The organism is Sphingomonas sp. CFBP 8765 (genome assembly GCF_014841445.1).
Lineage (GTDB): Bacteria > Pseudomonadota > Alphaproteobacteria > Sphingomonadales > Sphingomonadaceae > Sphingomonas > Sphingomonas aerolata.
The window spans coordinates 299,654-317,529 of the sequence record NZ_JACYTY010000004.1 but is presented as its reverse complement, the minus strand read 5'-3'; the positions used below and the strand labels follow the sequence as shown (position 1 = coordinate 317,529).

Annotated in this window: 16 protein-coding genes; 9 read left to right on the top strand and 7 right to left on the bottom strand. The window is 67.5% G+C overall.

The genetic code is table 11. The annotated features are described in order from the left end of the window. Positions 1-6 precede the first annotated feature (6 nt). Positions 7-570: a type 1 glutamine amidotransferase domain-containing protein gene (locus IFT87_RS12750; protein ID WP_031394328.1), complete on the bottom strand. Its 564-nt coding sequence runs from the start codon at positions 568-570 to the stop codon at positions 7-9. Between the two features lie 86 nt (positions 571-656). On the opposite strand from IFT87_RS12750, the gene IFT87_RS12745 reads away from it, so the two are divergent. Together IFT87_RS12745 and IFT87_RS12740 are read left to right on the top strand one after the other, a co-directional pair. Further along, positions 657-1,688, top strand: coding sequence for a DNA topoisomerase IB (locus tag IFT87_RS12745; protein ID WP_249403330.1), 1,032 nt, complete (start codon positions 657-659; stop codon positions 1,686-1,688). Positions 1,689-1,699: 11 nt separating this feature from the next. Further along, complete coding sequence (locus IFT87_RS12740; RefSeq protein ID WP_037529460.1) at positions 1,700-2,875, top strand: mechanosensitive ion channel family protein; 1,176 nt, start codon at positions 1,700-1,702, stop codon at positions 2,873-2,875. A gap of 320 nt (positions 2,876-3,195) precedes the next feature. On the opposite strand, the gene putA is transcribed toward IFT87_RS12740, so the two are convergent. Next, positions 3,196-6,246 carry a bifunctional proline dehydrogenase/L-glutamate gamma-semialdehyde dehydrogenase PutA gene (putA, locus tag IFT87_RS12735; RefSeq protein ID WP_249403351.1) on the bottom strand — a complete coding sequence of 1,017 codons (3,051 nt, stop codon included), beginning with the start codon at positions 6,244-6,246 and terminating at the stop codon, positions 3,196-3,198. A 133-nt stretch (positions 6,247-6,379) separates the two neighbouring features. Between putA and IFT87_RS12730 the strand changes: the two genes are divergently transcribed. The 3 genes from IFT87_RS12730 (at position 6,380) to IFT87_RS12720 (ending at position 8,631) form a co-directional block, all read left to right on the top strand. After that, positions 6,380-6,838 (top strand): MaoC family dehydratase, encoded by a 459-nt coding sequence (locus tag IFT87_RS12730; protein WP_031440697.1) that lies wholly within the window; start codon positions 6,380-6,382, stop codon positions 6,836-6,838. 53 nt (positions 6,839-6,891) lie between these two features. Continuing rightward, positions 6,892-8,070 (top strand): acetyl-CoA C-acyltransferase, encoded by a 1,179-nt coding sequence (locus IFT87_RS12725; RefSeq protein ID WP_031394542.1) that lies wholly within the window; start codon positions 6,892-6,894, stop codon positions 8,068-8,070. A 78-nt stretch (positions 8,071-8,148) separates the two neighbouring features. Beyond that, on the top strand, positions 8,149-8,631 hold the full coding sequence (locus IFT87_RS12720) for a pyridoxamine 5'-phosphate oxidase family protein (RefSeq protein ID WP_031394543.1): 483 nt from the start codon (positions 8,149-8,151) through the stop codon (positions 8,629-8,631). Between the two features lie 69 nt (positions 8,632-8,700). On the opposite strand, the gene IFT87_RS12715 is transcribed toward IFT87_RS12720, so the two are convergent. After that, positions 8,701-9,933, bottom strand: a complete 1,233-nt coding sequence (locus tag IFT87_RS12715; protein ID WP_031440696.1) for a polyhydroxyalkanoate depolymerase — start codon at positions 9,931-9,933, stop codon at positions 8,701-8,703. 187 nt (positions 9,934-10,120) lie between these two features. Here IFT87_RS12715 and IFT87_RS12710 point away from each other — a divergent pair, with 187 nt between their 5' ends. Further along, a complete protein-coding gene (locus tag IFT87_RS12710; protein ID WP_031440695.1) occupies positions 10,121-11,896 on the top strand; it encodes an ABC transporter transmembrane domain-containing protein in 1,776 nt (591 codons plus the stop codon). Here IFT87_RS12710 and IFT87_RS12705 read toward each other — a convergent pair. Continuing rightward, on the bottom strand, positions 11,893-12,243 hold the full coding sequence (locus tag IFT87_RS12705; RefSeq protein WP_037529552.1) for a TfoX/Sxy family protein: 351 nt from the start codon (positions 12,241-12,243) through the stop codon (positions 11,893-11,895). The two genes, IFT87_RS12710 and IFT87_RS12705, sit on opposite strands and share 4 nt — an antisense overlap. Positions 12,244-12,344: 101 nt before the next feature. Between IFT87_RS12705 and IFT87_RS12700 the strand changes: the two genes are divergently transcribed. The 3 genes from IFT87_RS12700 (at position 12,345) to trhO (ending at position 15,319) form a co-directional block, all read left to right on the top strand. Continuing rightward, a complete protein-coding gene (locus IFT87_RS12700) occupies positions 12,345-13,502 on the top strand; it encodes a saccharopine dehydrogenase family protein (RefSeq protein ID WP_192008715.1) in 1,158 nt (385 codons plus the stop codon). Positions 13,503-13,580: 78 nt separating this feature from the next. Then, positions 13,581-14,252 carry a PAS domain-containing protein gene (locus IFT87_RS12695; protein WP_192008713.1) on the top strand — a complete coding sequence of 224 codons (672 nt, stop codon included), beginning with the start codon at positions 13,581-13,583 and terminating at the stop codon, positions 14,250-14,252. 38 nt (positions 14,253-14,290) lie between these two features. After that, complete coding sequence (gene trhO / locus IFT87_RS12690; protein WP_192008711.1) at positions 14,291-15,319, top strand: oxygen-dependent tRNA uridine(34) hydroxylase TrhO; 1,029 nt, start codon at positions 14,291-14,293, stop codon at positions 15,317-15,319. Between the two features lie 59 nt (positions 15,320-15,378). Here trhO and IFT87_RS12685 read toward each other — a convergent pair whose 3' ends face one another. From IFT87_RS12685 to IFT87_RS12675, 3 genes are read right to left on the bottom strand one after another with little or no spacing between them, the layout of a single operon-like run. Beyond that, the gene (locus IFT87_RS12685; protein ID WP_192008709.1) at positions 15,379-15,933 is read right to left on the bottom strand and encodes an ankyrin repeat domain-containing protein; all 555 of its coding nucleotides are present in this window, start codon (positions 15,931-15,933) and stop codon (positions 15,379-15,381) included. After that, the gene (locus tag IFT87_RS12680; protein WP_192008706.1) at positions 15,926-17,113 is read right to left on the bottom strand and encodes a glutathionylspermidine synthase family protein; all 1,188 of its coding nucleotides are present in this window, start codon (positions 17,111-17,113) and stop codon (positions 15,926-15,928) included. Before IFT87_RS12680 ends, IFT87_RS12685 begins: the two co-directional genes overlap by 8 nt. Continuing rightward, positions 17,113-17,862: a PspA/IM30 family protein gene (locus IFT87_RS12675; protein ID WP_031440688.1), complete on the bottom strand. Its 750-nt coding sequence runs from the start codon at positions 17,860-17,862 to the stop codon at positions 17,113-17,115. Before IFT87_RS12675 ends, IFT87_RS12680 begins: the two co-directional genes overlap by 1 nt. Positions 17,863-17,876 lie beyond the last annotated feature (14 nt).

The window sequence follows — 17,876 nt, the reverse complement described above, 5'->3', positions numbered from 1 at the left end:
CGAGCGTCAGTCGACCGGCTCGTCCGCCAGCTCTTCCTCAAGCGCGGCGATGATCGCCTTGTTGAACGCGGGGATGTCGTCGGGCTTGCGGCTGGTGATCAGATTGTCGTCGACCACGACCTCCTCATCGACCACGTCCGCGCCGGCATTCTCCAGATCGGTGCGGATCGACGGAAAGCTCGTCAGCCGGCGCCCGTCGATCACGTCCGCCTCGGCCAGCAGCCAGGGCGCATGGCAGATAGCCGCGACGATCTTGCCGTCCTCCATGAACTCGGTGATGATCTCGATCGCGCGCTCCTGGACGCGCATCGCGTCCGGGTTGGCGACGCCGCCGGGCAGCACCAGCGCGTCGTAATCGTCGGTATCAACCTCGTCGAGCGTCAGCTCGGGGGTGATCGTCTCCGCCTTGTTGATGTCGCCCTTCATGCCCTGGATCGGGTCGGTCTTGATCGACGCGAGCGTCACCTTCGCGCCCACCGCCTCGAGCGCCTTCTTGGGTTCGAACAGCTCGACGGTCTCGAAACCGTCGGTGGCGAGGATCAGAATGCGTGCCTGGGAAAGATCGGCCATGTCATGTCTCCAGTGAAATCCCGTGCCCCCTCAACCCCGCGCCGCGCCGGTCGTTCCGGAACGATGCGCCCGCCCGGACATTTCGAATGTCGGCCGGAAGGAACGACGCATTGCCCAGCAGACTCGTATATTCAGATGACAGCAAGCCGGGCATTTCCCGCCGCAAGATGCGCGCCGGCTGGGGCTATTGGGATGCGTCCGGCACCCGCATCACCGACCGTGACGAGATCGACCGGCTCAACGCGGTCGGCCTGCCCCCCGCCTACAGCAACGCCTGGTTCTGCCCCAAGCCCAATGGTCACATCCAGGCGGTCGGCTGGGACGAGAAGGGCCGCAAGCAATATCGCTATCACGCCGGCTTCCGCGAAGCGCAGGACGCTGCGAAATATGAGCGCTGCGCCGATTTCGGTCTCGCTCTCCCGAAGCTGCGCAAGGCGGTCGAGGCCGATCTGCGCAAACGCTCGCTCAGCCGCGACCGTGCGGTCGCCGCGGTCCTCCGCCTGCTCGACGGCGGGCATATCCGCATCGGGAACGAGGCCTATGCCGCCGCGAACGAAAGTTTCGGCGCGACGACGCTCCGCAAGCGCCACGGCGCGGTGAAGGGCGCCACGCTCCGGCTCGAATATAAGGGCAAGTCGGGCAAGATGCGCACGCTCCGGATCACCGATCGCTCGCTCAGCAGCTTCGTGAAGAAATGCCAGGACCTCGACGAACAGCATCTCTTCGCCTGGCTCGACGATGACGGTGCCGCGCATCCCGTCACGTCGAGCGACGTCAACGCCTATATCCAGGCGGTCACCGGCACCGACTTCACCGCCAAGCACTTCCGCACCTGGGCCGCCAGCGTCGCCGCGTTCGAGGCGCTCGCCTCGGCCGAGCGCGATCTCAGCCTGAAGGCGATGCTCGAGCCGGTCGTCGCGCGGCTCGGCAACACGCATGCCATCGCGCGGAAAAGCTATGTCCACCCCGCCCTGATCGACCTCGTCAAACAGGGCCAGTCGACCTTCCGAAAGGCGCTCCGCCTCCCGCGCGCCAAGCGCTATCTCAGCCGGGAGGAATGCGGCCTGATCGCCTTCCTCGAAGCCGGCACCCCCGCGACCATCGCCGTCGCGGCCTGACGAGTATCCAGATGTCCAATACGAACAGCGTCGCCAAAGCCCCCATCTTCAACGCGAGCGATGTCGGCAGCCAGGCGCAGGGCTTCGTCACCGCCAGCCTCGCCTGGGTCCAGGCCTATTGGCTGCAGATCCTGATCGCGTTCGGCGCCGGCGCGCTGATCGTCCTCGCGCTGCATACCGCGCGGCGTTTCGGCAGCCGGCTGTGCGAACGCCCGCGCGCGCTCAACGGCTGGGGGATCGTCGTCGGCAAGGCGGTCTCGCGGACCAGCAACTTCTTCATCGTCATGCTCGCCGCCAAGCTCGTCGACGGCTATTCCGCCGCACCGGGCGAGGTCGCGACCACGGTCAACTTCCTCTTCACCGTCGCCGCGGTGTTTCAGGTCGCGGTCTGGGTGCGCGAGATCATCCTCGGCGCGATCGAGCACCGCACCCAGTCCGAACATTATTCGGGTGAGGCGCTGCTCTCGGCGATGGGGCTGATCCGCCTGCTCGTCACCTTCGTCGTGTTCGCGGTCGCGATGGTCGTCGTGCTCGACAATCTCGGCGTCAACGTGACCGGCCTCGTCGCGGGCCTCGGCGTCGGCGGCATCGCGATCGGTCTGGCCGCGCAGGGCATCTTTGCCGACCTGTTCGCCGCGCTCGCGATCATCTTCGACCGCCCGTTCCGCCGCGGCGATTCGATCAGCTACGACACCGCCTCGGGCAGCGTCGAGGCGATCGGCCTGAAATCGACGCGCATCCGCGGCATCGACGGCGAGGAGCGCGTGATCTCGAACAAGAACCTCCTCAACAAGGAGATCCTCAACAACACGCAGCGCAACCATCGCCGCGCGAAATTCATCATCGGCGTCACCTATTTCACCCCCGCCGAAATCTGCGCGCGCATCCCCGACATGCTGAAGGACGTGGTCGAGGCGCAGGGCAAGATCTTCGTCCGCGCCGGCTTCACCGGCTTCGGCGCATCGAGCCTCGATTTCGAGGTCCAGTTCGACAGTGACGGCCCGGATTACGCCAGCTTCTACAACGGCCGCACCGCCGTCGGCATCGCGATCCTCCAGCGGTTCAACGACGAGAAGATCGAGATCGCCTTCCCCACCCAGGTCAACCTCACCGCCGCCCCGGACGGGTCGATGGTGATGCCATTCCCGGAGGTGCAACAGTCGCGCGCGAATACACCATCCACCTGACGAGGTCCCCGGCTCTGACGAGACTCGCCACACCAACCACCACACCTCCCCGGCGAAGGCCGGGGCCCAGTTGGGAAGGCCGCAGTAACGACATGCCGCCCTCGCCAGTCCCGTCCCCCAACTGGGCCCCGGCCTCCGCCGGGGAGGACGAAGGAAGCGCGGCACGTCTCATACGAGATAAAGCCCACCCCCCTCCGTCATCCCCGCGACGGCGGGGATCCATATACTCAACGGATCGAAATACCCCTCACCGCCAGCCAGTATGGATCCCCGCCTACGCGGGGATGACGAGGCGAAGGTAAATAGGCCAAAAGCCCCCCTCAGATCCCGCCCTCGTCCAGCGACAGCAACGTCGCATTCCCGCCCGCCGACGTCGTATCCACCGACACCGCCCGCTCCGCACAGAAGCGGTAGAGATAGCGCGGCCCGCCCGCCTTCGGCCCGGTCCCCGACAGCCCCTCGCCGCCGAACGGCTGCGATCCGACCACCGCACCGATCATCGACCGGTTGATGTACAGGTTCCCCACCGCCGCCTCGGCCTCGATCACCTCGGCCGCGCGCGCGATCCGGCTGTGCAGCCCCATCGTCAGGCCGTAGCCCTTGGCGTTGACCCGCGCGATCGTCTCGCTGAGCTTGCCCGCCTCCCACGTCGCGACGTGGAGGATCGGCCCGAACCACTCCTCGTTCAGATCCTCGATCGCGCCGATCCGCACCAAAGTCGGCGGCACGAACAGGCCGTCTGCGGGCACGTCGAGCGTCTTGACGGTCTTCGCCGCCACCCGCGCGCGATACGCCATCAGCCGGTCATAGGCGGCCTGGTCGATCACCGGACCGACATCGGTCGCCGGATCGCCCGCACGGCCGATCCTCAGCGTGTCCATCGCGCCCGACAGCATCTCGATCACGCCGTCCGCGATATCCTCCTGCACCAGCAGCAGCCGCAGCGCCGAGCAACGCTGCCCCGCCGAGCGGAAGGACGAGGCGATCACGTCCGCCACCACCTGTTCGGGCAGCGCGGTCGAATCGACGATCATCGCGTTGATCCCGCCCGTCTCCGCGATCAGCGGCACGATCGGCCGGCTGTCGTCCTCGAGCAGCGCGCGTGCGATCTTGCGCGCGGTCGCGGTCGAGCCGGTGAACGCGACGCCCTGAATGCGGGCGTCCGCGGTCAGCGTCGCGCCGACCTCCGGCCCGCCCGTGACCAGGACCAGCACGTCGGCCGGCACGCCCGCCTCATGCGCGAGCTCGACTGCCCGCGCGGCGATCCGCGGCGTCTGAGGCGCGGGCTTGGCCACCACCGCATTGCCCGTGACGAGCGCCGCCACCGTCTGCCCCAGGAAGATCGCCAGCGGGAAGTTCCACGGCGCGATCGTCGCCCAGACCCCGCGCCCCTCGATATGCAGCATGTTGCGCTCGCCCGTCGGCCCCGGCAGCTCGATCGGCTGCAGCTTCGCGCGCGCCTGCTGCGCATAATAACGACAGAAATCCACCGCCTCGCGCACCTCACCGATCGCGTCGGGGATCGTCTTGAACGCCTCCTGCACACAGATCGCCATCAGCTCGTCGCGATGCTTTTCGAGCAGGTCGGCCAGCCGATCGAGACACGCCGCGCGCTCCTCGACGGGCGACCGCGACCAGCCCGGGAACGCCGCATGCGCGCGGGTGATGGCGGCCGTGACCTGATCCCCGCCCAACCCGTCTGCTCCCCCCCGGCGAAGGCCGGGGTCCAGTTGGGAAGGCTGCGGTGACGACGCGCCGTCCTCCGTCACATCACCGCCCCCAACTGGGCCCCGGCCTTCGCCGGGGTGGCGGCCTGACGCAGCGACCGGCGCATTCACCACCTTAACAGTCGCCGCCAGCGTATCCACGTCACTCAAATCGAGCCCCGCCGAATTCCGGTGCCCGCCCGCCCCGAACAGATCGACCGGCAACGGAATGCTCGGATGACGCTTGCCCCCGACCGCGGCGATCTTCGCCACCGGATCCGCGAGGATCTCCCGCTCGGTCAGCCGCTCGTCCGCCAGTTGATGCACGAAGCTCGAATTCGCCCCATTCTCCAGCAGCCGCCGGACCAGATACGCCAGCAGGTCGCGGTGCCCGCCGACCGGCGCATAGACGCGGCAATGATAGCCATTCTCCTGCACCAGCCGCTCGTACAGCCCGTCGCCCATGCCGTGCAGCCGCTGGAACTCGAAATCGCGGCTGTTGCCCGCCCATTCCATGATCGTCGCGACCGTCAGCGCATTGTGGCTCGCGAACGCCGGCCGGATATTCTCCGCCGCCAGCATGTCCTTGGCGACCGCCAGATACGACACGTCGGTCGCCGCCTTGCGCGTGAACAGCGGATAGTCCGCCAGCCCCTCGACCTGCGTCCGCTTGATCTCGCTGTCCCAGTACGCGCCCTTGACCAGCCGCACGTTCATGATCCGGTCGAGCCCGTTCGCCCATGCGATCACCGGCCGCGCGCGCTTGCCATACGCCTGCACCGCCATGCCGAACCCGTCCCAGCCCTTCAGCAACGGCAGCCCGGCGACCGTGCCGATGATGTCAAGGCTCATCTCGAGCCGCTCGGACTCCTCCGCATCGACGGTCAGCGCGATCCCCTTCGACGCCGCCTGCACCGCCAGCGCCTCGAGCATCTCGGTCAGCGCGGGCACGCACTCGCTCCACCGCGCGACCTCATAGCGCGGGTGGAGCGCCGACAGCTTGACCGAGATCGAATGCCCCGCCGCGGGATCGCGCCCGACCGCATCGACCGCACCGACATAGGCCTGGAAATAGCGCTGCGCATCGGCATGCGTCCGCGCCGCCTCGCCGAGCATGTCGAAGCTCGCGGTGAAGCCCTTGTTCTCAGGGCGCCGCATCCGCTTCATCGCCTCGTCGATGGTCCGGCCCATCACGAAGATCTCGCCCATCATCTTCATCGCCGCGCCGACCGCCTGGCGCACGAACGGCTCGCCAGCCCGGCTGATCAGCCGGCGCAGCGGCCCGGTCGCGCCCTCGCCAACCAGCACGCGGCCGACCACCAGCCCCCAGGTCGCCGAATTGACGAGCTTCGAATTCGACTTGCCCGCATGCGCGCGCCAGTCGGCATCGCCCAATTTGTCCGCGATCAGCAGGTCCGCGGTCTCGGGATCGGGCACGCGCAGGAACGCCTCTGCCAGCGAGAGCAACGCGACCCCTTCCGACGAATTCAGCCGATATTCCTGGAAAAACTGGTTCACCCAGCCCTTGCTCTGCGCCGCGCGCAGGTCGGCGAGCAGGCCAAGCGCATGACCCATCACCCGCTCACGCGAATCCGAATCGAGCGCGGCACGCTCCAGCAGCGGTTTTAGAACATCGGGTTCGCTTGCGCGGTACAGCTTCGCCATGGAGTTGCGGGCATTGGACGTTACGGCAGTCGACATTTTCCAGCTTCCGGTTGGGTGAGGCTTGCGGTCGGCCAGCCTGTACGCCTAGAGACGTCGCTGCGCTTAGCGCCAAACAGGCTAGGAGGGGAATGCCGTGGCGACGATCACCACCGCCGAGATGCAGAACCGCGTCGGCACCGAGACGCTGTCCGACTGGGTCGAGGTCACGCAAGGCATGATCGACAAGTTCGCCGACGCCACCGGCGACCATCAGTTCATCCATATCGATCCCGCCCGCGCGGCCCAGACCCCGTTCGGCGGGACGATCGCGCACGGCTTCCTCACGCTCTCGCTGATGCCGCTCCTGTCGTCGAAGATCCCCGACGCGCCGACCATCGAGGGCGCGAAGATGGGCGTCAATTACGGCGGCAATTCGGTCCGCTTCCTCACGCCCGTCCGGTCGGGATCGAAGGTCCGCGGCCGCTTCAAGCTGCTGTCGTTCGACGAGAAGCGCCCCGGCCAATGGCAGCAGACCAACAGCTTCGCGGTCGAGATCGAGGGCCAGGACAAGCCCGCCCTGATCGCCGAATGGATCAGCCAGGTTTTCGTTTGATACCGCTCCCCCTCCCGCTTGCGGGAGGGGACTTCAGAAAAAAGGATAGCATCATGCGTTCAGCCGTCATCGTTTCCACCGCCCGTACCCCGATCGGTCGCGCCTATCGCGGCGCGTTCAACAACACCCCCGCGCCGACGCTCGCCTCGCATTCGATCAAGGCCGCGGTCGAGCGCGCTGGCATCGACGGGGGCGAAGTCGACGACGTCGTCTTCGGCTGCGCGCTCCAGCAGGGGCATCAGGCGGGCAACATCGCGCGCACCTCGCTGCTCCGCGCCGGGCTGCCGACGACGGTCAGCGGCATGTCGCTCGACCGTCAGTGCGCCAGCGGGCTGATGGCGATCGCTACCGCCGCCAAGCAGATCATCACCGACCAGATGGACATCACCATCGGCGGCGGGGTCGAGAGCATCAGCCTCGTCCAGACGCCGCAGATGCGCGTCGCCCCCGATCCCGAACTGCTCGCGATGCACCGCGACGTCTATATGCCGATGCTCCAGACCGCCGAGGTCGTCGCCAAGCGCTACGGCATCACGCGCGACGCGATGGACGCCTATGCGCTCCAGTCGCAGCAGCGCACCGCCGCCGCGCAGGCCGCGGGCTATTACGACGCCGAGATCGTCCCCGTCACCGCGAACATGGCGATCGTCAACAAGGAGACCAAGGACGTCACCTACAAGGAGGTGACGATCGCCCGCGACGAGGGCAATCGCGCCGACACGACGCTCGAGGGCCTCCAGTCGCTGAAACCCGTGATGGGCCCCGACATGACGATCACCGCGGGCAATGCCAGCCAGCTGTCCGACGGGTCGTCCGCCTCGGTGCTGATGGAGGAGAAGATCGCGTCGCAGCGCGGGCTCCAGCCGCTCGGCCGCTATATCGGCATGGCGGTCGGCGGCACCGAACCCGACGAGATGGGGATCGGCCCGGTCGTCGCGATCCCCAAGCTGCTCAAGCGCTTCGGCCTCAAGATGGACGATATCGGCCTGTGGGAGCTGAACGAGGCGTTCGCGGTCCAGGTCCTCTATTGCCGTGACACGCTCGGCATTCCCGACGAGCTGCTCAACGTCAGCGGCGGCGCGATCTCGATCGGTCATCCCTACGGCATGACCGGCGCACGCGCGACCGGCCATGCGCTGATCGAGGGCAAGCGCCGCGGCGCAAAGCATGTCGTCGTAACGATGTGCGTCGGCGGCGGCATGGGCGCGGCGGGCCTGTTCGAAGTCCTGTGATGCTCGCGGGGCGGCGGTGGCAACCATCCTCCGCCCCGCCCGTTCTCTGTGGCAATCCAAGCCAATAGGAGAACGACGATGGCCGACAAGGATACCCCGCAGGAAGTCGCGAACACCTTCCTCGACAAGCTGAAGTCCAGCCCGTTCGTGATGATCGGCCTCGACGACGGCCAGCATTCCGAGCCGATGACCGCGCAGCTCGACGACGATCAGCCCAACGTGCTGTTCTTCTTCGCCGGTCGCGACAACCGCATCGCCAAGGGCGGCGCGGCAATGGCGCAGTTCGTCGGCAAGGGGCATGATTTCTTCGCGTGCATGGCCGGCACCGTCTCGCAGATGAACGACCGCACGCAGATCGACAAGCTGTGGAACAACCAGGTCGAGGCCTGGTTTCCGGGCGGCAAGGAAGACCCCAACCTCACGCTGCTGCGCTTCGACATCAACAGCGCGGAACTCTGGGAAACCGACATCTCGCTGACCGGACGCGTCAAGATGCTGTTCGGCGGCACGATCACGTCGAGCGAGTCGAGCAGCCACGCGGTCGTCGACTCGGTCGGCTGACCCAACTACCGATCGCGACCGCAGGTTATAGCACCGGCGGTCGCGATCGACCTTTATACTGGCGGATCCTTATCCGTTCGCGGTGATGAACTCCTCGACCACCGGCGCGATCGTGTTGCGCCAGCGCGATCCGTTGAAGATCCCGTAATGGCCGGCCCCCTCGGCGATCAGATACCGCTTCTTTGCCTCGGGAAGAGCGGTCGCCAGCGACAGCGCCGCCTTGGTCTGCCCCAGCCCCGAAATATCGTCGCGTTCACCCTCGATCGCCAACAGGCCGATATCGGTGATCGCCGCCGGATCGACCGGCCGTCCACGGTGCGTCAGCAGGCCACGCGGCAGCGCGTGGGACTGGAACACCACGTCGATCGTCTGCAGATAGAATTCGGCGGTCATGTCGCAGACCGAGCGATATTCCTCGTAGAACCCCTTGCTCGCCATCGCGCTCTCGCCGTCGCCCTGGACGAGATGCTTATACATCTCCCAGTGCGAGACCATGTGGTTGCCGAGGTTCATCGACATGAAGCCGGCCAGCTGCAGGAAGCCCGGATAGACCTTGCGCCCCGCGCCCGGATAATTGGCCGGCACCGTCGCGATGACATTCTGTTCGAACCACGTATGCGGACGCTCGGTCGCCAGCGTGTTGACCGCGGTCGGCGCCTCGCGCGTATCGACCGGCCCGCCCATCAGCGTCAGCGTCTTCGGCCGGCACGGATTGCCGTCCGCGCTCATCAGCGCCGCCGCGGCATAGCAGGGCACCGACGGCTGGCAGACCGCCAGCATATGCGTGCCGCCCTGCCCCTCGTTCGCGCCGATCGCCTCGAGGAACGCGATCACGTAATCGATATAATCGTCGAGATCGAACCGTCCGGCGGACAGCGGAACGCTGCGCGCGTCGCGCCAGTCGGTGATGTACACATCGGCGAACGGCAGCATCCGCTCGACCGTGCCGCGCAGCAGAGTCGCATAATGCCCCGACATCGGCGCGACGATCAGCATCTTGGGTCCGCCCTCGACGCCCTCCCGCACGAACCGCTTGAGCTGGCCGAAATCCTTGCGCAGCACGATCTCCTCGCGGACCGCGACTTCGCGTCCGTCGATGATCGTGTGGTCGAGGCCGAACGCCGGCTTTCCGCGAGTCGCATTGACGTGCGCGAACACCTCCAGCGCCGATCCGACGACCGCGCCGCCGCCCAAATAGGCGAATGGGTTTGCTGGATTGTTCAGCATTCCCGCCCCGAAACTGGCCATTCTGCTGGCGCCTGCCATCATCGACCGCTGGAATTCATAGGCATCGTAGAGCATTCGGTATCCTCTACCCCGATAGGGGTTAACATTTCCGTAACGCAATTATGCCGTCGCGCAACGGGGCATTGATCGGATGCGCACGCGTTTCTGTCCCGCTCGGCCGCGCACGTCCCGTTTGTTCAACGACCCGGCCGTCATGCGGTTGCCGTTGAGCGTGACCCCCGCCGCTGCTAGGCGATCCGCCATGGCCAAGCCGATACTCGACGAAAAGACGCCCCGCCGGATCGGCGACCTTGCAATGGTGTGGCGACACGCCGCGAACTACCCGCGCCAGATCACCTTTGCGGGACTCGCGCTGGTAACCACCTCGGCCGCGACGATCGGCATACCCTACGGCTTCAAGCGCGTGATCGACCGCGGCTTCGGCCCGGGCGCGAGCGGATCGGTCGGGACCTCGTTCCACTATCTGCTCATGATCGTCGTCGTGCTCGCGGTCGCGACCGCGGTGCGCTTCTATTATGTGTCGTGGCTTGGCGAACGGGTCGTCGCGGACATCCGCACCACGGTCCAGCGTCACCTGCTCACCCTGACGCCGCGCTTCTTCGAGGAAAATCGCCCGTCGGAGATCGCCTCGCGGCTGACCTCGGACACTGCGCTGATCGACCAGGTCGTCGGCAGCACCGTCTCGATCGCGCTGCGCAACACCTTCACCGGGGTCGGCGGGCTGATCTATCTGTTCGCGATCTCGCCCAAGCTCGCCGGTCTGCTGATGATCGGCATCCCCCTGATCGTCCTGCCGATCGCGCTGCTCGGCAAGCGCGTCCGCAATTATTCGCGCACCTCGCAGGACCGCGTCGCCGATGTCGGCTCGATCGCCACCGAGACGCTCGGCGCGATGAAGGTCGTGCAGGCGTTCGGGCAGGAAGACCGCGAGGCGACCCGCTTCGGTGACGCGGTGCGCGCGACCTTTGCCGCGGCGCGTGCGCGGATCCTGTTGCGCGCGATCATGACCGCGATCGTCATCGGCCTGCTGTTCGGCTCGATCACGCTGGTGCTGTGGGAAGGCGCGGTCGACGTCGCCGCCGGGCGGATCAGCGGCGGCGCGATCGCCGCCTTCGTCCTGACCGGCGGGATCGTCGCGGGCGCGTTCGGGGCGCTGACCGAGGTTTACGGCGATCTGCTGCGCGGCGCGGGTGCCGCCGGGCGGCTGTCCGAACTGCTCCGCGAGACGCCCGAAATCGCGCCGCCCGCCACGCCCGTCGCGCTGCCGCAGCCGTCGCGCGGTGCACTCGCCTTCGAGGGCGTCCGGTTCCATTACCCCACCCGCCGCGACGTCGCGGCGCTCAACGGCTTCTCGCTCGACATCAAACCGGGCGAGACGGTCGCGGTCGTCGGCCCCTCGGGCGCGGGCAAGACCACGCTGTTCCAGCTCGTCCAGCGCTTCTACGATCCCGATGCGGGTCGCGTGACGCTCGACGGCGTCGACCTGCGCGACGCCGATCCCGCCGCGGTCCGCGCCCGGATCGCGATGGTGCCACAGGAAACCGTGATCTTCGGTGCGTCGGCGCGGGACAATCTCCGCTATGGCGACTGGACCGCGACCGACGACCAGCTCTGGGCCGCCGCCGAGGCCGCCAACGCCGCCGAATTTCTCCGCAAGCTGCCCGAAGGACTCGACACCTTCCTCGGCGAAGGCGGCGCGCGGCTGTCGGGCGGCCAGCGCCAGCGCGTGACGATCGCGCGCGCGCTGCTCCGCGACGCGCCGATCCTGCTGCTCGACGAGGCGACCAGCGCGCTCGACGCGGAGAGCGAACGGCTCGTCCAGGAGGCGCTCGAACGGCTCATGGCGAACCGCACCACGCTCGTCATCGCGCACCGCCTCGCGACGGTCCGCGCCGCCGAACGGATCATCGTGATGAACGACGGTCAAATCGTCGAGGAGGGCTCGCACGGGGCGCTGATGACCAACAGCGGCCTCTATGCACGGCTCGCGAGCCTGCAGTTCAACGACGCGGCCTAGCCCTTCGGCGATTTCGCCCGCCTGGGCTTGGGCAGCGGCAGCTCGGCGGCCGAGATCCGGACGATCTCGGCCATCCAGTCGGCATCGTCCCAGCGATCCGCGTCGATCACCAGACAGGGTTTCGCCCCCGGATAGGGCGATGCCTCCTCGATCGCCGCGCCGTCGCTGCCCGCGAACGCGCGCCCGCCCGGGGTCGGCTTGAGGAACAGCCGGTCGTCGCAGATCAGCGCCACCATCCGCCCGTCGCAATAGACGCCATATTCGCCGAACATCGGCCGCGCGGCGACCTCGCCCGCCGCGGCGATCTGCTCGACGATGAACGCGACGATGCTCGGGTCGGAGGCCATTGCCCGATCCTGACAGATCCGCCCCGCCTTGACGAGACGCGGCGTTTCGCTTGCGAGGCGGCTTCGGTCGGGGCAGACTTGCGGCAAAACGGGAGATGGACATGCGCGACTTCGACATCGTCATCTATGGCGCGACCGGCTTCACCGGCCGGCTGGTCGCCGAATATCTGGTCCAGACCTATCCTACCGGCCTGACCTGGGCGATGGCCGGGCGATCGCGCGCCAAGCTCGAGGAGGTTCGCGACCTGATCGGCGCGCCCGCGGACACGCCGCTCATCACCGCCGACTCGGACGATCCGGCAAGCCTGCGCGCAATGGTCGAGCGCGCCACCGTCGTGATCACGACCGTCGGGCCCTACCAGCTCTACGGCTCCGACCTCGTCGCCGCCTGCGCGGCATCGGGCACCGCCTATGTCGACCTGTGCGGCGAGCCCGCCTGGATGCGCCACATGATCGACGCGCACGAGGGGGAGGCCACGCGCACCGGCGCCCGGATCGTCTTCTCCTGCGGCTTCGACAGCATCCCGTTCGATCTCGGCGTCCTCACGCTCCAGGAGGCGGCCAGGGCGCGCTACGGCAGTCCTGCGCCACGTGTGAAGGGCCGCGTCCGGACGATGAAGGGCACCTTCTCCGGCGGCACCGCGGCCAGCCTCAAGGCGACGCTTGCCGCCGCCGCGCGCGATCCCGGTATCGTCAAGCTGCTGACCAGCCCGTTCGCACTCACCCCCGGCTTCACCGGGCCGCATCAGCCGACCGGGCTGCTCCCCGAATATGACTCGACGCTCCAGACCTGGGTCGCGCCGTTCGTGATGGCGCCGATCAACACCAAGAACGTCCACCGCACGAATTTCCTGCTCGGCGAGGCCTATGGCGCGGACTTCGTCTATGACGAGATGATGGTCGCGGGACTCGGCGACATGGGCAAGGCCGCGGCCGAAGCGATCGCGAAGTTCAATCCGTTCGCCGGCGACAAGGGCCCGAAGCCCGGCGAAGGCCCCTCCAAGGCCGAACGCGATGAAGGCCATTACGACCTGCTGTTCGCAGGGATCATGCCCGATGGCAGCCGCATCGACACGGTCGTCACCGGTGATCGCGACCCGGGCTATGGATCGACCAGCAAGATGATCGCGGAGGCGGCGATCTGCCTCGTGCGCGATGTCGCGGGCGATGGCGGCATCTGGACGCCGGGCGCGCTGATGGGCGCCAAATTGCGCGACCGGCTTATCGCGCATGCCGGGCTGACCTTCGTCACCAGCTGAGCGATCACGGCGTAAACATTTGATATAAGGGTGATCGCGCCCTATCTGAACGGGGGATTACAAAGGACTCCCGCCTCGATGCTCGTCGGCCATTCCCTGTCGGACCCGAACGGTCTGCTACTGACGATGGACCAGACCGTCGAGGACCTGCTGCAACGGCCGCTTAGCGAACTCGTCGGGCGCTCCTATGCCGACGTCACCCACCCCGACGACCGTGTCCGCAACATCGATCGGGTCACCATGCTCGCCCCCGGCGCGGGCCCGGTCTGCATCCGCAAGCGCTATCTCCAGCCCGGCGGGGCGGCGGTGTGGGTCGACGTCCATGTCTCGCGGCTCGACCGCGGGCTTGAAGCCGGCCGGCTCGTCGGCACGCTCTACCTCCCGCAAGCCAAGGCGCTCACCGCGGTGCCCAACGTCGTCATGCCCGAACGGCTCTGGCAGGTTGCGCTGAAGGTCGACCGGAGCCTGCACCGACGACGCGAACAGCTGGGCGACGACCTGTTCGGCGATCATGCCTGGCTCGTGCTGGTGCAGATCTATCTCGCCGAGGCCGAGGGCCGGATGATCGACGCAACGACGCTCGGCGCGCTTGCTCTGCTCGATCCGTCGCGCACGCACCGCTGGATCGGCGCGCTCGCCGAAAAGGGCCTGGTCGAACGCCCCGACTGCAGCGCGGGCGTGATCCAGCTTACCGCCACGGGCCTCGCCAGGACCGAAACCCTGCTCGCCACCTACTCCGACTTGGCGTAACAGCGGCGGCGCCATCTTCGATCCGGACCGTCCTGCCCATGCCTGCCGACCCCTTACCCGCCGCCAATTCTCTGGCGAGCCATCCCGAGTCCCTCGGACCGGTCCGCGTCGCCGCGCTCTATCGCTTCACGCCGTTTGCCGACATCGCCGCGATCAAGCCGCCGCTCGCCGCCCTGTGTTGCGCGCAAGGCGTGAAGGGCACGCTGCTGCTCGCAGCCGAGGGGATCAACGGCACGATCGCCGGGACCGACGCGGCGATCGACACCGTGCTCGCGCACATCCGCGCGCTGCCCGGCTGTGCCGCGCTCGACGTCAAGGATTCGCGTGCCGGGACGATGCCCTTCCACCGCATGAAGGTCCGGCTGAAGCGCGAGATCGTGACGATGGGCGAACCCGATATCGATCCGCTTGGCGATGTCGGCCACTATGTCGAGCCCGGCGACTGGAACGCGCTGATCGCCGACCCGGACACGATCGTGATCGACACGCGCAACGACTATGAGGTCGCGGTCGGCAGCTTCGCCGGCGCGATCGACCCGAAGACGCGCAGCTTCCGCGACTTCCCCGCCTGGTTCCGTGAGCACCGCGACCAACTCGTCGGCGACGGCCCGCCGCCGAAGATCGCGATGTTCTGCACCGGCGGGATCCGCTGCGAGAAGTCGACCGCGTTCCTGAAAGCGGAAGGGTTAGACGAGGTCTATCACCTGAAGGGCGGCATCCTCAAATATCTCGAGACCGTGCCCGAGGCGGAGAGCCTGTGGGAGGGCGAATGCTTCGTCTTCGATCAGCGTGTCGCGGTCGGCCACGGCCTCGCCCCCGGCACGCACGGCCTGTGCCACGCTTGCCGCATGCCCGTCAGCCCCGCCGACCGCGCCTCGCCGCTCTATGTCGAGGGGATCAGCTGCCCCGCCTGCCACGACGCCCGCGACGCGACCCAGCGCGCCGGCTATGCCGAACGCGAACGCCAGATGCGCCTCGCCGAAGCCCGCGGCCAGACTCACGTCGGCGCGGTCCTCCCGCAGACGCACGCGGATGACGACGGGCACACCCCTTCTCCGTCATCCTGACGAAAGTCAGGACCCAGAGTACCAACCGGCACCCTTGTGGCTCTGGATCCTGACTTTCGTCAGGATGACGAAGTTTGGATTTCGGATCCCGACGCGTGCGAACCCTCAGCAAACCGCGCCGCGAGCGCCGCATTCCCCTGCGACATCGCCAGCGACGCCACGCTGTTCCCCGCCGCATCGACCACCGCCGGGTCCGCACCCTGCTCGATCAGCAGGTCGATGATCGCCGCCTGATTGAACAGAGCCGCCATCATCAGCGCAGTCTGCCCGACGCCGTTGCGCCGGTTCACGTCCGCCCCCGCCGCGATCAGCATCCGCGCGATCGGCGTATAGCCCTTGAAGCACACCCCCATCAGCGCGGTATTGGCGGTGCTTGCCGGATCGCCATCGACCCGCGCGCCCGCGTCGAGCAACAGCCGCGTCGTCGACTCCTGCGCATTGTAGCTCGCCAGCACGAGCGGGGTGTACCCCCGCGCATCGGTCACCTCGATATCGACCCCGGCCTGCAGGAGCGCCGGGATCATCTCGTCCCGCCCCATCCGCGCGGCATCGAACATCAGCTCGACCAGCCGCTCGATCGGCGGCAATGGCGGCAGCTCGCGTACGTCAGTCATTATTCGCCTCGATGATATGCGGGACGAAGCGCGCCATGTTGCGCGTCACCACCGTCTCATCCTCCCGAACGCCGATCCCCGCGGCTTCGTTGCCGACGATCCACGCCCCGATCACCGGATGCCGCCCGTCGAACACCGGCGGCGGCGCATAGGCCTGGAGGATCGCCCCTTCGGCACCATAGCCCTGGTCGAGAATGGCGGGCGTGCCGCCCTCCCCACCAACGATCTCGACATTGGCGCCCTCGCGCGAGAATAGCGGCTTGCGGACATGGCGCGGCCCCAGGATCGTCGCCGCCGGATCGCCGTCGAAATACGCCGGCAACAGGTTCGGATGCCCGGGATGCCGCTCCCACAGCAGCGGCAGGATGCCTTTGTTCGACAGGATCGATTTCCACGCCGGCTCGATCCAGCGCACGTCCGCGCGCGACAGGTTCGGCGCATAGGGTTCGCGCAGCATGAACTCCCATGGATAGAGCTTGAACGCCGCCTGCACTTCGAAGCCTTCGGGATCGACGAACCGGCCATCCGCGGCGAGGCCGATATCCTTCATCTCGACGAATTTGGGCTCGATCCCGACCTGACTCGCCAGATCCTCGAAGAACCGCACGGTCTGGCGGTCCTCGATCGCGGTCGCGTCCGCTGCGAAATGGACGAAACCCCCGCTCGGGAACAGCGCGCGGAACCGTTCGCGCAGCTTGTCGAACAGGCTGTTGAACTGGTCGGTCCCCGCCGGCATCGCCCCGCTCGCGAGCAGGTCCTCCAGCCACATCCACTGGAAGGTCGCGCATTCGAACACCGATGTCGGCGTGTCGGCATTATATTCGTAGAGCTTCGCCGGCCCCGTCCCGTCATAGGCGAAGTCGAACCGGCCATAGAGCGACGGCTGGCGCGTCCGCCACGTCTCCGCGACATAGTTCCACTGCTCGCGCGGGATCGCGAGCCGCTCCATCAGCTGCTGGTCACGCACCACCTCGTCGACCAGCTCGAGGCACATCGCGTGCATCTGTTCGGCGGCGGGTTCGAGATCCTCCTCGATCTCCACCAGCGTGAAGGCATAGGCGGCGCTCTCGTCCCAATAGGGTTCGATTCCGTCGCCCACCGCCGTGCCGTGATAGACGAACCCGATCGCGTCGGCCCGTTCGCGCCAGTCGCCGCGCGGGTCGACCGCGATCCGGCGCATCAGTTGTCCTGCGTCTTGCTGTCGTCGCGCTGCTCGATCCGCAGCGTCTGGCCGAGCTGGTCGGTCTTGGGCGCGGTCAGCCGGGCGAGCACGTCGTCCGCGGACGACTGACCCGGCAGGATCCCCGCCTGGCGCAGCTTCTCGTCGAGATCCGCACCGGTGCGCCGATCCTCCAGCTCGCCGGCCGCCTTGATCCGCTCGCCGCGGATCGCCTGCCGCTCGCGGATCCGCGCAAGGCTGTCCGCCGCGGAGCCCAGCTTGTTGCCCGCGCCGATGCTGCCCGATGCGACGGTCGCCTGGGCCTTCTGCACCGACTCGTTGACCTTGACGACCTCGACCTCGCGGCGGAGCTGCTCGATCTTGCGGTCGGTCTGCGCGACCGCGGTGTGGATCTGCTCCTCGGCGGCGCGCATGTCCTCGACCTGCGGGCTCTTCAGCGCGATATCCTGCTCGAGATCGGCGATCCGCTGCGCGACCTGCCGTGCGAGGTCCATATTGCCCTTCTCGACCGCGATCCGCGCCGAGGCCTCGTATTTCGCGGCCTGCGCGCGGAAGCTCTCGACCTCGGTCTCGAGGATCCGGCGGCGGGCGACCAGCCCGGCCAAGTCGTCGCGCGCTTTCCCTTGCGCCTTGTCCGCGTCGCGGATCTCCTGGTCGAGGATCCGCAGGGCGTTCGCGTCGACGACCGCCGCGCCGGCTTCATGCGCGCCCGCCCGGCCGAGGGTGAAAATCTTGCTCCAGATGGCCATGCCAGTCTCTCCGT

What these genes read in the sequence shown, in the direction of transcription:
- IFT87_RS12740 (WP_037529460.1), top strand. Translation starts at nt 1,700, where the DNA reads ATGTCCAATACGAACAGCGTCGCCAAAGCCCCCATCTTCAACGCGAGC.
- IFT87_RS12725 (WP_031394542.1), top strand. Translation starts at nt 6,892, where the DNA reads ATGCGTTCAGCCGTCATCGTTTCCACCGCCCGTACCCCGATCGGTCGC.
- putA (WP_249403351.1), bottom strand. Translation starts at nt 6,246, where the DNA reads ATGGCGAAGCTGTACCGCGCAAGCGAACCCGATGTTCTAAAACCGCTG.
- IFT87_RS12710 (WP_031440695.1), top strand. Translation starts at nt 10,121, where the DNA reads ATGGCCAAGCCGATACTCGACGAAAAGACGCCCCGCCGGATCGGCGAC.
- IFT87_RS12685 (WP_192008709.1), bottom strand. Translation starts at nt 15,933, where the DNA reads ATGACTGACGTACGCGAGCTGCCGCCATTGCCGCCGATCGAGCGGCTG.
- IFT87_RS12700 (WP_192008715.1), top strand. Translation starts at nt 12,345, where the DNA reads ATGCGCGACTTCGACATCGTCATCTATGGCGCGACCGGCTTCACCGGC.
- IFT87_RS12675 (WP_031440688.1), bottom strand. Translation starts at nt 17,862, where the DNA reads ATGGCCATCTGGAGCAAGATTTTCACCCTCGGCCGGGCGGGCGCGCAT.
- IFT87_RS12720 (WP_031394543.1), top strand. Translation starts at nt 8,149, where the DNA reads ATGGCCGACAAGGATACCCCGCAGGAAGTCGCGAACACCTTCCTCGAC.
- IFT87_RS12715 (WP_031440696.1), bottom strand. Translation starts at nt 9,933, where the DNA reads ATGCTCTACGATGCCTATGAATTCCAGCGGTCGATGATGGCAGGCGCC.
- IFT87_RS12680 (WP_192008706.1), bottom strand. Translation starts at nt 17,113, where the DNA reads ATGCGCCGGATCGCGGTCGACCCGCGCGGCGACTGGCGCGAACGGGCC.
- trhO (WP_192008711.1), top strand. Translation starts at nt 14,291, where the DNA reads ATGCCTGCCGACCCCTTACCCGCCGCCAATTCTCTGGCGAGCCATCCC.
- IFT87_RS12695 (WP_192008713.1), top strand. Translation starts at nt 13,581, where the DNA reads ATGCTCGTCGGCCATTCCCTGTCGGACCCGAACGGTCTGCTACTGACG.
- IFT87_RS12750 (WP_031394328.1), bottom strand. Translation starts at nt 570, where the DNA reads ATGGCCGATCTTTCCCAGGCACGCATTCTGATCCTCGCCACCGACGGT.
- IFT87_RS12705 (WP_037529552.1), bottom strand. Translation starts at nt 12,243, where the DNA reads ATGGCCTCCGACCCGAGCATCGTCGCGTTCATCGTCGAGCAGATCGCC.
- IFT87_RS12745 (WP_249403330.1), top strand. Translation starts at nt 657, where the DNA reads ATGTCGGCCGGAAGGAACGACGCATTGCCCAGCAGACTCGTATATTCA.